This is a genomic window from Arthrobacter sp. MOO21, from assembly GCF_057369995.2.
This window is the reverse complement of sequence record NZ_CM170671.2, coordinates 372,969-387,190: the sequence shown is the minus strand read 5'-3', so window position 1 is coordinate 387,190 and position 14,222 is coordinate 372,969. Positions and strand designations below refer to the sequence as shown.

15 protein-coding genes and 1 riboswitch are annotated in these 14,222 nt (G+C 65.8%); of the genes, 10 read left to right on the top strand and 5 right to left on the bottom strand.

From position 1 onward, the window contains the following. Window positions 1-2 precede the first annotated feature (2 nt). Window positions 3-88: riboswitch (ZMP/ZTP riboswitch) on the top strand. A gap of 148 nt (window positions 89-236) precedes the next feature. The 10 genes from glyA to AC2JAJ_RS01655 all read left to right on the top strand — a co-directional run bounded on the left by glyA (window position 237) and on the right by AC2JAJ_RS01655 (window position 9,610). Continuing rightward, window positions 237-1,535 (top strand): serine hydroxymethyltransferase, encoded by a 1,299-nt coding sequence (gene glyA, locus AC2JAJ_RS01700; RefSeq protein WP_221384035.1) that lies wholly within the window; start codon window positions 237-239, stop codon window positions 1,533-1,535. Window positions 1,536-1,538: 3 nt separating this feature from the next. Next, entirely contained in the window at window positions 1,539-2,438 is a 900-nt protein-coding gene (locus tag AC2JAJ_RS01695) for a bifunctional methylenetetrahydrofolate dehydrogenase/methenyltetrahydrofolate cyclohydrolase (protein ID WP_221384034.1), read from the top strand. Window positions 2,439-2,566: 128 nt separating this feature from the next. Next, window positions 2,567-3,544, top strand: a complete 978-nt coding sequence (locus AC2JAJ_RS01690) for an ABC transporter ATP-binding protein (RefSeq protein WP_486414529.1) — start codon at window positions 2,567-2,569, stop codon at window positions 3,542-3,544. Continuing rightward, window positions 3,537-4,373 carry an ABC transporter permease gene (locus tag AC2JAJ_RS01685; protein WP_486414530.1) on the top strand — a complete coding sequence of 279 codons (837 nt, stop codon included), beginning with the start codon at window positions 3,537-3,539 and terminating at the stop codon, window positions 4,371-4,373. The genes AC2JAJ_RS01690 and AC2JAJ_RS01685 overlap by 8 nt, the downstream gene beginning before the upstream one ends. Beyond that, window positions 4,370-5,212 carry an ABC transporter permease gene (locus AC2JAJ_RS01680; RefSeq protein ID WP_221384031.1) on the top strand — a complete coding sequence of 281 codons (843 nt, stop codon included), beginning with the start codon at window positions 4,370-4,372 and terminating at the stop codon, window positions 5,210-5,212. Before AC2JAJ_RS01685 ends, AC2JAJ_RS01680 begins: the two co-directional genes overlap by 4 nt. A 78-nt stretch (window positions 5,213-5,290) precedes the next feature. Beyond that, on the top strand, window positions 5,291-5,854 hold the full coding sequence (locus AC2JAJ_RS01675; protein ID WP_473693223.1) for a hypothetical protein: 564 nt from the start codon (window positions 5,291-5,293) through the stop codon (window positions 5,852-5,854). Between the two features lie 10 nt (window positions 5,855-5,864). Continuing rightward, window positions 5,865-6,698: an exodeoxyribonuclease III gene (locus tag AC2JAJ_RS01670; protein WP_501053318.1), complete on the top strand. Its 834-nt coding sequence runs from the start codon at window positions 5,865-5,867 to the stop codon at window positions 6,696-6,698. Between the two features lie 18 nt (window positions 6,699-6,716). Next, a complete protein-coding gene (gene trpS, locus AC2JAJ_RS01665) occupies window positions 6,717-7,760 on the top strand; it encodes a tryptophan--tRNA ligase (protein ID WP_221384028.1) in 1,044 nt (347 codons plus the stop codon). A gap of 4 nt (window positions 7,761-7,764) precedes the next feature. Then, on the top strand, window positions 7,765-8,463 hold the full coding sequence (locus AC2JAJ_RS01660) for a 2'-5' RNA ligase family protein (RefSeq protein WP_473693219.1): 699 nt from the start codon (window positions 7,765-7,767) through the stop codon (window positions 8,461-8,463). A 58-nt stretch (window positions 8,464-8,521) separates the two neighbouring features. After that, window positions 8,522-9,610 carry a YihY/virulence factor BrkB family protein gene (locus AC2JAJ_RS01655; protein ID WP_486416756.1) on the top strand — a complete coding sequence of 363 codons (1,089 nt, stop codon included), beginning with the start codon at window positions 8,522-8,524 and terminating at the stop codon, window positions 9,608-9,610. On the opposite strand, the gene AC2JAJ_RS01650 is transcribed toward AC2JAJ_RS01655, so the two are convergent. From AC2JAJ_RS01650 to sdhC, 5 genes are all read right to left on the bottom strand, one after another. Then, window positions 9,567-10,337, bottom strand: coding sequence for an alpha/beta hydrolase family protein (locus AC2JAJ_RS01650; protein ID WP_486414533.1), 771 nt, complete (start codon window positions 10,335-10,337; stop codon window positions 9,567-9,569). The two genes, AC2JAJ_RS01655 and AC2JAJ_RS01650, sit on opposite strands and share 44 nt — an antisense overlap. Before the next feature lie 165 nt (window positions 10,338-10,502). Next, window positions 10,503-11,285, bottom strand: a complete 783-nt coding sequence (locus AC2JAJ_RS01645) for a succinate dehydrogenase iron-sulfur subunit (protein ID WP_221384025.1) — start codon at window positions 11,283-11,285, stop codon at window positions 10,503-10,505. Window position 11,286: 1 nt separating this feature from the next. Beyond that, entirely contained in the window at window positions 11,287-13,086 is a 1,800-nt protein-coding gene (sdhA, locus tag AC2JAJ_RS01640) for a succinate dehydrogenase flavoprotein subunit (RefSeq protein ID WP_221384024.1), read from the bottom strand. Window positions 13,087-13,194: 108 nt separating this feature from the next. Beyond that, complete coding sequence (locus AC2JAJ_RS01635; protein ID WP_486414534.1) at window positions 13,195-13,656, bottom strand: succinate dehydrogenase hydrophobic membrane anchor subunit; 462 nt, start codon at window positions 13,654-13,656, stop codon at window positions 13,195-13,197. Window positions 13,657-13,659: 3 nt separating this feature from the next. Continuing rightward, window positions 13,660-14,040: a succinate dehydrogenase, cytochrome b556 subunit gene (gene sdhC, locus AC2JAJ_RS01630; RefSeq protein WP_221384022.1), complete on the bottom strand. Its 381-nt coding sequence runs from the start codon at window positions 14,038-14,040 to the stop codon at window positions 13,660-13,662. Between the last annotated feature and the right edge of the window lie 182 nt (window positions 14,041-14,222).

Here is a 14,222-nt window from a genome sequence, read left to right as displayed (position 1 = left end):
GCTGGAATGGTCGCAACTGGCGTTGGGTGGCTAACCACCAGGGAGCGGCAATCACGAAGACCACGGATCGTACGCCTGGGCCGAGGGTCATGTCTTGCCGGATTTGGGGCTGCACCTGCGCCAGCGCAGCAGCACCATCCCGTGCGTTTCCATGCCGTGTCATCGACGCGGTGCGGAAGTGCGCCAGCCGGTAGCCTGACCTAAGCAGTGCCCGTATCCCTAGCCAGGAGTTCTTCGTGACTACTACAGCCACCTCAACCACAGACGTCAGCAACCAGCCGCTGGCTGAGCTTGACCCCGAAATCGCCGCGGTCCTGGACCAGGAGCTCGGACGCCAGCGCGGCACCCTGGAAATGATCGCCTCCGAGAACTTCGCGCCCCGCGCTGTGATGGAAGCCCAGGGCTCCGTCCTCACCAACAAGTACGCCGAGGGTTATCCAGGCCGCCGCTACTACGGCGGCTGCGAGTACGTCGACGTCGCAGAGCAGCTGGCCATCGACCGGGTCAAGGCCCTCTTCGGTGCCGAATTCGCCAACGTCCAGCCGCACTCCGGCGCACAGGCCAACGCTGCGGCGCTGGCTGCCATGATCACCCCCGGTGACAAGATCCTGGGCCTGTCCCTGGCCCACGGCGGCCACCTGACCCACGGCATGAAGCTGAACTTCTCCGGCAAGCTGTACAACGTGGCGGCGTACCAGGTGGAAGAGGACAACTTCCGCATCGACATGGACAAGCTCCGCGAGCAGGCCATCGCCGAGAAGCCCCAGGTCATCATCGCCGGCTGGTCCGCCTACCCGCGCCACCTGGACTTCGCTGCCTTCCGCTCCATCGCCGATGAAGTGGGCGCGCTGCTCTGGACCGACATGGCACACTTCGCAGGCCTGGTGGCCGCCGGACTGCACCCGAGCCCGGTGCCGCACTCCGACGTCGTCACTTCCACCGTGCACAAGACCCTGGCCGGTCCGCGCTCGGGTGTGATCCTCGCCAAGGAGCAGTGGGCCAAGAAGCTGAACTCCAGCGTCTTCCCGGGCCAGCAGGGCGGGCCGCTGATGCACGTCATCGCCGCCAAGGCCGTGGCCTTCAAGATTGCCGGCACGCAGGAATTCAAGGAGCGCCAGGAGCGCGTCCTGGAAGGTGCCCGGATCATCGCCGACCGCCTGAACCAGGCCGACGTCGCCGAGGCAGGCGTCTCCGTCCTCACCGGCGGCACCGACGTGCACCTGGTGCTCGTCGACCTCCGCAACTCCCAGCTGGACGGCCAGCAGGCCGAGGACCTCCTGCACTCTGTTGGCATCACCGTCAACCGGAACGCCGTCCCCTTCGATCCCCGCCCGCCGATGGTCACCTCGGGGCTGCGCATCGGCACGCCGGCGCTGGCCACCCGCGGTTTCGGCGCTGCCGAGTTCACCGAGGTCGCCGAGATCATCGCCACCGCCCTCAAGGCAGGCAACAGTGCCGACGTCGAAGCCCTGCAGGCCCGCGTGGACAAGCTGGCAGCCGACTTCCCGCTCTACCCCCAGCACGAGCAGTGGTAAGCAATGACTGAAACCACCACCGCACAGATCCTTGACGGCAAGGCCACCGCCGCCGCCATCAAGGCCGAGCTGACCGAACGCGTGGCCGCACTCAAGGCCAAGGGCGTCACTCCAGGCATCGCCACTGTGCTCGTGGGCGCGGACCCTGCCTCGCAGCTGTACGTGTCCATGAAGCACAAGCAGTCTGTGCAGATCGGGATGAACTCCATCCAGCGCGAGCTCCCGGCGGATGCCACCCAGGAGCAGGTGGAGGCCCTCATTGACGAACTCAATGCGGACCCCGCCTGCCACGGGTACATCGTGCAGCTGCCGTTGCCCAAGCACCTGGACACGGACGCCATCCTGGAGCGCATCGATCCCGCCAAGGACGCCGACGGCCTGCACCCGACCAACCTTGGCCGGTTGGTGCTGAACGTCAACAACAAGATCACCACGCCCCTGCCGTGCACGCCGCGCGGGGTCATCGAGCTGCTGGAACGCAACGGCTACAGCCTTTCCGGCAAGCACGTCGTGGTGGTGGGCCGCGGCGTCACGATCGGCCGCTCGATCGGCCTGCTGCTCACGCGGCGGGACGTCAACGCCACCGTGACGCTGACCCACACCGGCACCAGGAACCTGTCGGAGCTGCTCCGGCAGGCCGACGTGATCGTGGGTGCGGCCGGCGTCAAGCACATCGTCAAGGCTGCGGACGTCAAGCCGGGCGCGGCCCTGCTGGACGTCGGCGTCACCCGCGAAACGGATCCGGAGACGGGCAAGAGCCGCGTCCACGGTGACATCGATCCAGCCGCCGCCGAGGTGGCAGGCTGGATCTCGCCGAACCCCGGCGGTGTCGGCCCCATGACGGTGGCGCTGCTGATGACCAACGTGGTGGAAGCCGCGGAACGCCAGGCAGGCATCGCCTAGGCACACCAAAAAAGTACGACGGCGGCACGGTACCTTTCGCACGAAAGGCGCGTGCCGCCGTCGGCCATTTAACCCGGGAACTGCGAGCCCACTTCCACCTGCCGGGCGGCTCCACTAGTGTGCGGAGGGTGCACAACGAAGCCATCCTGCCGTCCGGCACCCGGTCCGGCAGCCCGCCGTCGCGCCCCGCCGTCATCACCGCCGAAGGCCTCACAAAGACATACGGGGACGTGGCGGCCGTGGACGGCATCTCCTTCACGGTGACGGCGGGGGAGTCCTTCGGGCTGCTCGGGCCCAACGGGGCGGGCAAGTCCACCACCATGAAGATGATCGGCGGCGTCACCCGGCGCACGTCCGGCCGGCTCAGCATCATGGGCCTGGACCCTGACACGCACGGGCCCGAGGTCCGGGCCCACCTGGGCGTGGTGCCCCAGCAGGACAACCTGGACGAGGAACTGCGCGTCCGGGACAACCTGCTGGTGTACGGCCGCTACTTCGGGCTGCCCATGAGCTACCTGAAGCCCAAGGCGGACGAACTGCTGGAGTTCGCGCAGCTGACGGACAAAGCCAGGGCCAAGGTTGACGCGCTCTCCGGGGGCATGAAACGGCGGCTCACCATCGCCCGGTCCCTCATCAATGAGCCTCGCATCCTGCTCCTGGATGAGCCCACCACGGGGCTGGATCCGCAGGCCCGCCACATCCTGTGGGACCGGCTGTTCCGGCTCAAGGAACAGGGCGTGACGCTGATCCTCACCACCCACTACATGGACGAAGCCGAGCAGCTCTGCGACCGGCTGATCGTGGTGGACAAGGGCCGGATCATGGCCGAGGGATCGCCCGCACAGCTGATCCGTGAACATTCCACCCGGGAGGTGGTGGAACTGCGGTTCGGCTCGGAACGCAACGCCACCATCGGCTCCCGGCTGAGCGGCATCGGGGAGCGCCTTGAGGTGCTGCCGGACCGGGTGCTGCTGTACTCGGACGACGGCGAGTCGGCCCTTGAGGAGGCAACGTCCCGTGGCCTGCGGCCACTGACATCCCTGGTCCGAAGGTCCTCGCTGGAGGACGTCTTCCTCCGGCTCACGGGGCGGAGCCTCGTTGACTGACGCGCGGGCCGTACCGTCGGCGCACCCGCCGGAAGCCTCGGCAGCCAGGGCCCGGCGCTGGGGCGCCTTCTACTATGCGGAGCAGGTGCTCCGGGTGATGAAGGGGTACACGTGGTCCATCCTGATGTACAGCGTGGGCCAGCCGGTGGCGTACCTCTTCGCCATGGGCGTGGGCCTGGCCTCGCTCGTGGACACGGGCAGCGTGGCCTTTGGCGGGGTCTCCTACCTGGCCTTCATCGCACCGGCGCTGCTGGTGTCCGCGGCGGTCATGACGGCGGCGAATGAATTCACGTTTCCCGTGATGGCCGGCTTCAAGTGGCGCCGGACCTACTTCGGCCCGCACGCCTCGCCGCTGACGCCGGGACAGATCGCCGCCGGACATATTATGGCCGTGACCCTGCGCCTGCTCCTGCAGTCAGCCATCTACTTTGCCTCCGTGGCACTGTTCGGCGCCTCGCCCTCCGGTTGGGGTTGGGCGGGAGTCTTCGCCGCCACCCTGGCGGGATTGGCTTTCGGTCTGCCGCTGATGGCCTATTCCGCCTCGATTACCGAGGACAAGGGCCAGTTCGCGCTGGTCATGCGGTTTATCGTCATGCCGCTGTTCCTCTTCTCCGGGACGTTCTTCCCGCTGGACAACCTGCCGCTTGCCGTCCGCTGGATTGGGTGGATTTCGCCTATCTGGCACGGCACGGAACTGGGCCGGGTGCTCAGCTTCGGATACGGGGAGCCGCCGCTGCTGACAGCCCTCCATGTCGCCGTCCTCTGCGGCCTGGCGGTGCTGGGCTGGATCCTGACGCGGCGCCGGTTTGCCCGGAGGATGGGCCAGTGAGCACCGCCGCCTCCGGGACCGGGCAGCGCACCGCACCGGACGAGGCCCGGAACCGGACCTTTGGCGCCCTGTATTCGCGCAATGCCAGGGCCGTGATCTCGCGCGGACTGATGGCCACGCGAAGCACCAACTGGCTGGTCATGGTGTCGGGGTTCTTTGAACCGGTCCTCTTCCTCGTCTCCATGGGGGTGGGGCTGGGCGCAATCGTAGGCGATGTCCAGGGGCCCGATGGAACGCCCATCAGCTACGCGGCCTACATCGCCCCGGCTTTGCTGGCCGTTTCGGCCATGAACGGCGCCGTCTACGACTCCACCTGGAACGTGTTCTTCAAGATGAACTTCGCCAAGCTGTACCAGGGCATGCTGTACACCTCCCTCGGCCCGCTGGACGTCGCCCTGGGGGAGATCTTCCTGGCCCTGTTGCGCGGCATGCTCTACGCCACCGGCTTCACCGCCGTCATGGGCGCCCTGGGGCTGATCACCACGGCCTGGGCACTGCTGATGATCCCGGCGTCGGTGCTGATCGCCTTCGGGTTCGCCAGCCTGGGCATGGGCATCACCAGCTTCCTCAAGACCTTCCAGCAGATGGACTGGATCAACTTCATCCTGCTGCCGATGTTCCTGTTCAGTGCCACCTTCTACCCATTGAGCGTGTACCCGGGGCCCATCCAGTGGCTCATCCAGGCCATGCCGCTGTGGCACGGGGTGGAACTGCTGCGCCAGATCAGCGTGGGCAGCTTCACGGCCGCCACCCCGCTGCACATCGGCTACTACCTGGCGATGACCGCCGTAGGCATGCTCCTGACCACCCTCCGGCTGCGGAGCCTGTTCCTCAAGTAGGGCAGGTCCCCGTCCGGGGCTGTTCGCCGCCGGTGGAAGCGGGACGGAGCATACCGGGCGGTTTGAGAGAATAGCTGCATGCGAACTTTGGGCAGCTCCTCGTCATCCTCCAAACCCGCCAGGGCCGGTTTCTCCATGTTCCGGATCAGCGGGCCGGGCCTGATGGTCCTGGTGACCGCGTTCATTGTGGCCGTCATCTTCGCGGCCAACCAGAACGACGTCGTTGGCTGGGTTGTTGCCGTCATCGCAGGCTTTTGGCTCGCGCTGGCTGCGTTCGTGGTCTTCAGCATCCAGAAGGCAGCGAAGAAGGCCGGGGCAAAGCTGTCCGAGGCCCAGAGCGCCTTCAACACCGCCACCGGCCGCGCGCCGTCGCATTCCTCCGCCGACCAGGGCGGGACGCGGGTCCTCTACGAACGCAGCGAAGCCGACGAGGTACGGGACCTGAAGCTGGACCATTCCTTCAAGATCGTCCAGGTGCAGGTCCGCGTGGTCGAGGAGGAACGCGCCAAGGGAGCCGGCGCGAACCAGGACACCATCAACCGGGCCCTCGAGACCATCGAGATTACAGCCACCAACGCCCGGGACATGATCAAGTCCTCCGGCGGCAGCGGAGAGCCGGTCACCGGAACCATCATCGACTAGAGTGGAGCGGGTGAGCTCGGCATTGAACAAGGACCACCTTCGCATCGCATCGGTCAACGTCAACGGCCTCCGGGCTGCCTACAAAAACGGCATGGCGGCGTGGCTGGAGCCGCGCGAAGTCGATATCCTCTGCCTGCAGGAAGTCCGCGCACCCGACGCGATCGTCCGGCAGCTGCTGGGGGAGGGGTGGCACATCCTGCACGCCGAGGCCGAAGCCAAGGGCCGTGCCGGCGTCGCCATTGCCTCCCGGCAGGAACCGCTGGAGACCCGGAACGGTATCGGGGACGACTATTTCGCCACCGCCGGCCGCTGGGTCGAAGCCGATTTCCGCGTGCCCGACGCCGCCGGGAATCCCGTCCAGCTCACCGTCGCCAGCGCCTACGTCCACTCCGGTGAAGTGGGCACCCCGAAGCAGGACGACAAGTTCCGCTTCCTGGATGTCATGAGCACCCGGCTGCCCGAGCTGACCAAGCACAGCGACCATGCCCTGGTGGTGGGGGACCTCAATGTCGCCCACACCCCCAAGGACATCCGGAACTCGAAGGGCAATGTGAAGAAGGCCGGCCACCTGCCGGAGGAACGGGCCTACTTCGACCGCTTCCTTGGTGAGGAGATCGGCTGGCACGACGTCCACCGCAACCTCGCCGGCGACGTTGATGGCCCCTATACCTGGTGGTCCTGGCGCGGCAAGGCATTCGACAACGACACCGGCTGGCGCATCGACTACCACCTGGCGACCCCGGAACTGGCCGCATCCGCCATCTCGGCAGTCGTTGACCGCGCAGCCACGTGGGATACCCGCTTCTCAGACCATGCCCCGCTCGTAGTGGACTACCAGCTCTAAGCCCGAAGGTTTCAACCCATGACCAGCCAGACTTCCCCGGCCACCAAAAAGCGCATCCTTTCCGGCGCCAAGCCCACCGCCGACTCCCTCCACCTGGGGAACTACATCGGCGCCGTCCGCAACTGGGTGGACATGCAGGCCGAGTACGACGCCGTGTTCTTCATTCCGGACCTGCACGCCATCACGGTCGACTTCGACCCCACTGAGCTGGCCAAGCGCACCCGCACCGTGGCGGCTCAGTACATCGCCGCCGGCATCGACCCGGACAAGAGCATCTTCTTCGTCCAGTCCCATGTGCCGGAGCACGCGCAGCTGGCCTGGGCGCTGAACTGCATCACCGGTTTCGGTGAGGCCTCCCGGATGACCCAGTTCAAGGACAAGACCCAGAAGTCCGGCGCTGACGCCGCCACCCTGGGACTGTTCGCGTACCCCACCCTGATGGCGGCGGACATCCTGCTCTACCAGACCGACCTGGTGCCCGTGGGCGAGGACCAGCGCCAGCACCTTGAACTGACCCGGAACCTGGCGCAGCGCTTCAACACCCGGTTCGGGCACACGTTCACCGTTCCTGAGGCGGCCATCGTCAAGGAAAGCGCCAAGATCTACGATCTGCAGAACCCCAGCGCCAAGATGTCCAAGACGGGGGAGTCCCCCAACGGGTCCATCCAGCTCCTGGAGGATCCCAAGATCGCGGCCAAGCGCATCAAGTCCGCCGTGACCGACGCCGGCACGGACATCCGCTTCGACGCCGAGGAAAAGCCAGGGGTTTCCAACCTGCTGACCATCTACTCGTCCCTGACCGGGAAGTCGGTGGCCGACCTTGAAGCCGAGTACCAGGGGAAGATGTACGGGCACCTCAAGGTGGACCTCGCCGAGGTGCTGGTGGACTTCATCACCCCCCTGCGGAACCGGACCAACGAACTGATGGCCGATCCCGCTGAGCTGGACCGGCTGCTGGCGCTGGGCGCCGAACGGGCCCGCGAGATCGCCTCGGTTACCCTGGGCCAGGTGTATGACCGCATGGGGTTCCTGCCATCGATGAGCCTCGCGGGAGTCCGCTAGCGTCATGGCTTCGAGGAATGTCACCGCCAGGGGAGTCGCTTGCCCGGCCAGCCAGGCCGAGCGGGAACTCACCACTCCGTACCCGGAGCAGTCGGGTCAGAGCGCGGCGGCAAAGCCGGCCGGCAATGATGAGACCAGCGTTGGCGTCATCCTCGGTTTTCCACCCCGGATAGCCGAGGAACTGCAGCGCTGGCGGGCTTCCTTCGGGGATCCGCTGGCGGATGTGGTGCCGGCACACATCACCTTGGTGACCACTACCCCCACCCGGGACTGGGACGCCACCCTCCGCCATGTCCGCGAGGTGGCCCGGTGCCAGAGTCCGTTCATGGTCACCATCGCAGGGACGGGGACCTTCCGGCCCGTCTCGCCCGTCGTCTTCATCAAGGTGGAGGACGGCTTCGGGGAGTGCGTGGAGCTGCACCGCAAGCTCCAGCAGGGTCCGCTCCACCGGGACCTGCCTTTCGCCTACCACCCCCACGTCACGATCGCCCACGATGTCGCGCCGGAAAGCCTGGACGAGGCGGAAACGGTGCTGAAAACCTACAAGGCCACCTTCCCCGTGGTTAGCATGGGACTTTACGAGCACGATGCCGAGGGCATCTGGCAGCTACGGGAAGAGCTGGACTTTGGGACCGAAACTGACAACGACGCCCGCACCCGCTTCACCGGTGCCGCCGCGGACAGGACAACCGACGCCGGCTGACCAGCAGCCGCTGCCCACGGACCATGCCCGGCTGAAACTGGCGGTCATCCAGAAACAAATGGAGTGGAACCGGGTCCGCAGGGACGGCGGCAAATTCCAGGCCCTGATGGCCCTGGTCCAGTGGACCACAGCCCGCCTGAATGTCCTGCGGCCCATGCGCGCTTTCAGGCACTACAGCCTCCAGCACGGTCCGCTGCTGAGCGCAGGCATTGGCTTCAACATGTTCTTCTCCATCACCGGCCTGCTCGCCACGGGCTTCTCGGTGGCAGGCTTGGTGCTGCGCGGCCAGCCGGCGCTGCTGGACACCATCATCAGCAGTGTGGCAACGAGTGCGCCGGGGCTGCTGAAGATCAACGGCGCGCCAGGGCTGGTGGACCCCAAGGACCTGCTGGATCCAAATGGTCTCGGCTGGACCGCGGTGATCGGTTCTTTGGTGACGGTAGTAACGTCGCTGCGATGGATCGCGGGGGTCCGGGAGGGACTCCGCGGGGTCCTGGAACTGCCACCGGTGCTGGTCAACCCCCTTCTTTTGAAGCTGCGCGACGCCGGCACCCTCCTTCTTCTCGGCGTGGCCCTGGTGACCAGCGCCGGTGCTTCGCTGGTGTTCGGAACTGCGGCCGGCTGGGTCTCGGACTTCCTGCACCTCGATGAAACGGTGGCAGGCCCGCTGACCACCTCGGTGAAGATCACCGTCCCGCTGGTGCTGAACTGGGTGACGGCACTGGTCATGTACCGGCTGGCCGCCGCACTGAAGCTGTCGCGGCGGGCGCTGCTTGAGGGGACAATCCTGGCCGCGGTGGGCACCACAGTCCTGCAGGTGTTCAGCACCGAACTGCTCGCCGGCGCCAGCCGCAACCCGATTTTGGCCCCCTTTGCCATCGTTATCGGGCTGCTGATCTGGTTCAACCTGGTCAGTCAGGTGTACCTGGTCTCCGGTGGCTGGGCAGCGGTGCGGGAAGCGGATCTGCATAATTCGCCTGCACGGCAGGACAAAGCCATGTGGGGTGCACGCCAGGTCCAGCCGGGCAAGGTGCCGGTGCAGCCCGGCAGGCTGCCGCTTCCGCCCGGGCAGGTGCCCGTCCTGCCGGAGAACGGGACGGCGGCTACTGTCCGGCGTCGAGGTACTGGTCGGCCCAGGCGGCGATAATGCGGGCGGCGCGGGCGGCCTGGCCCTTGCCCGTCAGCAGGTGGTCGCTTCCCTCGAGCGAGACGAAGTTCCGTGGATGCCGGGCGGTTTGGAAGATGGTGCTGGCGTTTTCGATGCCCACGGTGTTGTCGGTGGGGGAGTGGAGCACCATCAACGGCTTGTGCAGCTGACGGATGCAGTCCGTCAGGTCCGCATTCTCGAGGTCCTCGACGAAGTGGCGGCGGATCTCCACCCGCTTCCCGCCCAGGTCCACCTCCGCGCTGCCATCGCTCAGGATCCTGTCCAGCGCGGCATCGAAGACGTGGGCCACATGCTTCGGCGAGAAGGGCGCCCCAACGGTAGCGACGGCGTCGAGCTCGGGGATCTCCCGCGCGGCAGCGAGCACGGCGGCACCGCCGAAGGAGTGGCCCACCAGCAGCGAGATTTCCCTGCCCTGGCTGCGCATGAACTCGGCGGCCTTCACGGTGTCCGCCACCTTGTGGCTGAACGAGCCCGCAGACCATTCCCCCGCGGAGCCGCCGAGGCCCAGGTTGTCGAAGCGGAGCATGCCCACGCCGCTGTCCGCCAGGGCCTTGCACATGCGCGACGCCGAGGGACTGTCCTTGCCCAGGGTAAAGCCGTGCGAAAAGACACCCCAGCCCTTGACGGGCCCCTCGGGCACATCGATGATGCCGGACAGCATCTCTCCCGTGGAGCCTTCGAAGCTGACTTTTTCCGAGCGGGACACAGTGTCCCCTTTCTATCGACGTTCGGGTTGCTCTATCAGTTGTGGTCCCTAAAAGGCCTTCTTAGCGGCCAGAACTGATAGAGCATCCGGCGGATTTGGTGCGGATACGACGACGGCGCCGCACCCCGGGTGGGGGAGGGCGCCGTCGTCCGCTGCGATCCTTGGTCAGATCTTGCGGGAGAGGATGGCCTGCTTGACTTCGGCGATGGCCTGGGTCACCTGGATGCCGCGCGGGCATGCTTCGGAGCAGTTGAAGGTGGTGCGGCAGCGCCACACGCCTTCCTTGTCGTTGAGGATTTCCAACCGCATGTCGCCGGCGTCATCACGGGAATCGAAGATGAAGCGGTGGGCGTTGACGATGGCGGCGGGACCGAAGTACTGGCCGTCGGTCCAAAAGACCGGGCAGGAGGACGTGCACGCAGCGCACAGGATGCACTTGGTGGTGTCATCGAAGCGCTCACGGTCCTCGGCGGACTGCAGGCGTTCCCGGGTGGGCTCGTGGCCCTTGTTGATCAGGAACGGCATGACCTCGCGGTAGGACTGGAAGAACGGCTCCATGTCCACGATCAGGTCCTTCTCCACCGGCAGGCCCTTGATGGGTTCGACCGTGATGGGCTTGGAGGTGTCCAGGTCCTTCAGGAGGGTCTTGCAGGCGAGGCGGTTGCGGCCGTTGATGCGCATGGCGTCAGACCCGCACACGCCGTGCGCGCAGGAGCGGCGGAAGGACAGGCTTCCGTCCATCTCCCACTTCACCTTGTGCAGGGCATCCAGGACACGGTCCGTGCCGTACATGGTGAGGTGGAAGTCGTCCCAGGTAGCTTCCCCGGATACTTCCGGGTTGTACCGGCGGACCCGCAGGTGCACATCGAAGGTGGGGATTTCCCCGCCCCCGCCGACGCCGGCAGGCAGTTCAACCTTGGAGGCTGGCTCAGCGATTTCAGCGGACATCTTAGTACTTCCTCACCATCGGCTCGTAGCGGGTAAAGACAACCGGCTTGGTGGCAAGCCGGATACCGGCGATTGCTTCCGCCGATCCGTCCGCCGGCGCGTGGTCATCCTTGTACGCCATGGAGTGCTTCATGAATTTCTCGTCGTCACGCTCGGGGAAGTCCTCGCGGAAGTGTCCACCGCGGGATTCCTCGCGGTGGAGGGCGGCCACGGTCATGACCTTGGCCAGTTCCAGCAGGAAGCCAAGCTCAACGGCTTCGAGCAGGTCCAGGTTGAACCGCTTGCCCTTGTCCTGGACGTTGATGCGCTTGTAGCGCTCCTCGAAGGAGGCAATATCGCGCAGCACCTGGTTCAGCGTGTCAGCCGTACGGAACACCTGCATGTTGGCGTCCATGGTGTCCTGCAGTTCCTTGCGGATCTGGGCCACCTTCTCGTCGCCGGTGCCGTTGCGCGCAATATCCAGCAGTTCGGTGGTGTAGGCCAGCGGGTTTTCCGGCAGCTCCACAAACTGGGCGGTCTTGGCGTACTCGGCGGCGGCGATGCCGGCGCGCTTGCCGAACACGTTGATGTCCAGCAGGGAGTTGGTGCCCAGGCGGTTCGAGCCGTGGACCGAAACGCAGGCCACTTCACCGGCGGCGAAGAGTCCGGGAACAACAGTGTCGTTGTCCTGGAGGACTTCGGTCTCGATGTTCGTGGGGATGCCGCCCATCGCGTAGTGGGCGGTGGGGAACACCGGGACGGGCTCGGTGTACGGTTCCACGCCCAGGTAGGTGCGGGCGAACTCGGTGATGTCCGGAAGCTTGGCGTCGATGTGGGCCGGTTCCAGGTGGGTCAGGTCCAGGAGGACGTAGTCCTTGTTCGGTCCGCAGCCGCGGCCTTCGCGGACTTCGTTGGCCATGGAACGGGCCACGATGTCACGGGGCGCCAGGTCCTTGATGGTGGGGGCGTAGCGCTCCATGAACCGCTCACCCTCGGAGTTGCGCAGGATGGCGCCTTCACCGCGGGCGGCTTCGGAGAGCAGGATGCCCAGGCCGGCCAGGCCGGTCGGGTGGAACTGGAAGAACTCCATGTCCTCCAGCGGGATGCCCCGGCGGAACGCGATGCCCATGCCGTCGCCGGTCAGGGTGTGGGCGTTGGACGTCGTCTTGAAGACCTTGCCGGCGCCGCCGGAGGCGAACACCACGGACTTGGCCTGGAAGACGTGCAGTTCGCCGGAGGCGAGGTCGTAGGAGACGACGCCGGCCACGCGCTTCTGCTTGTAGGGGGTGCCATCTTCACGGACAGCATCCTCTTCGACCGTCAGCAGGTCCAGGACGTAGTACTCGTTGTAGAACTCAACGTTGTGCTTGACGCAGTTTTGGTACAGCGTCTGCAGGATCATGTGGCCCGTGCGGTCCGCGGCGTAGCACGCACGGCGGACCGGTGCCTTGCCATGGTCACGGGTGTGGCCGCCGAAGCGGCGCTGGTCGATGCGGCCTTCGGGCGTGCGGTTGAACGGCAGGCCCATCTTTTCCAGGTCCAGCACGGCGTCGATGGCTTCCTTGGCCATGACCTCGGCGGCGTCCTGGTCCACCAGGTAGTCGCCGCCCTTGACGGTGTCGAACGTGTGCCATTCCCAGTTGTCTTCCTCGACGTTGGCAAGGGCTGCACACATGCCACCCTGCGCCGCACCGGTGTGCGAGCGGGTGGGGTAGAGCTTGGTCAGTACTGCTGTGCGCGCGCGCTGACCGGACTCGATCGCGGCGCGCATGCCAGCGCCACCGGCACCGACGATGACGACGTCGTACTTATGGACCTGCATACCAGACGCTCTTTCTCTCAAAATTCGCAATAAAACAACGGGGCGGCGTTGCCTGCTCCGCAAAACAGGGCCCGCGGGAATGCCCGCGGGCCCGGGGTTGTGCCAGTGCTAGGCCGGGCAGAATCCACCCGGAAGGGCCACACCATCCACGACGGGGCAGGGGTTGAAGGTGAAGATGACCAGGGTGCCCAGGAGGATGATGACCACAGCGGCTGCGTAGAGAACGGTCTTCAGCCAGCGGCGGGTTGAGGACCTCTCGGCGTAGTCATTGATGATGGTCCGCACGCCGTTGGTGCCGTGCAGCATGGCCAGCCACAGCATGGCAAGGTCCCAGAACTGCCAGAACGGGTCCGCCCACTTGCCGGCCACGAAGCCGAAGTCGATGGCGTGGATGCCTTCGCCCACCATCAGGTTCACGAAGAGGTGGCCGAAGATGAGGACCACCAGAACCACGCCGGAGAGGCGCATGAACAGCCAGGCGATCATCTCGAAGTTGCCCTTGGAACCACCGCTGCGGCGGTACTGGGGCGCGATCCGCCCGCTGCGGGGGCTCTCGATCGTTGCAGTCATGGCTTAGTGACCTCCGAGGGCGAGGGACAGGTGGCGGATGGAGAAGGCGACCATGGTCACGATCCAGAGGGCCAGCACTGCCCACAGCATCTGCCGCTGGTACTTGGCGCCCTTCTTCCAGAAGTCGACCGCAATGATCCGCAGGCCGTTGAAGGCGTGGAACACGATGGCGGCAACGAGGCCGGTCTCGCCCAGCGCCATCAGGGGATTCTTGTATGCACCGATCACAGCGGTGTAGGCCTCGGGTGACACACGCACCAAGGAGGTGTCCAGAACGTGGACCAACAAGAAGAAAAAGATCACTACACCGGTAATGCGGTGTCCTACCCAGGACCACATGCCTTCACGGCCGCGGTACAAGGTGCCAGCTGGTTTTGTCGGCACTGATAAACCTCCCTGCAACACAGCGGCGCTGGCATGAGATCCACGCGGGGGGAACGCCTGCTGCGAGAGCACTCGTAGCTCAGGCCTAAATCTAGGCTCCGCTAACAGCTTATTCAATTTGGGAGTTCCTTGCTGCCCAATACTGGCGCGGTTTTTCCAAATTTATGAGACGAACGCCACAC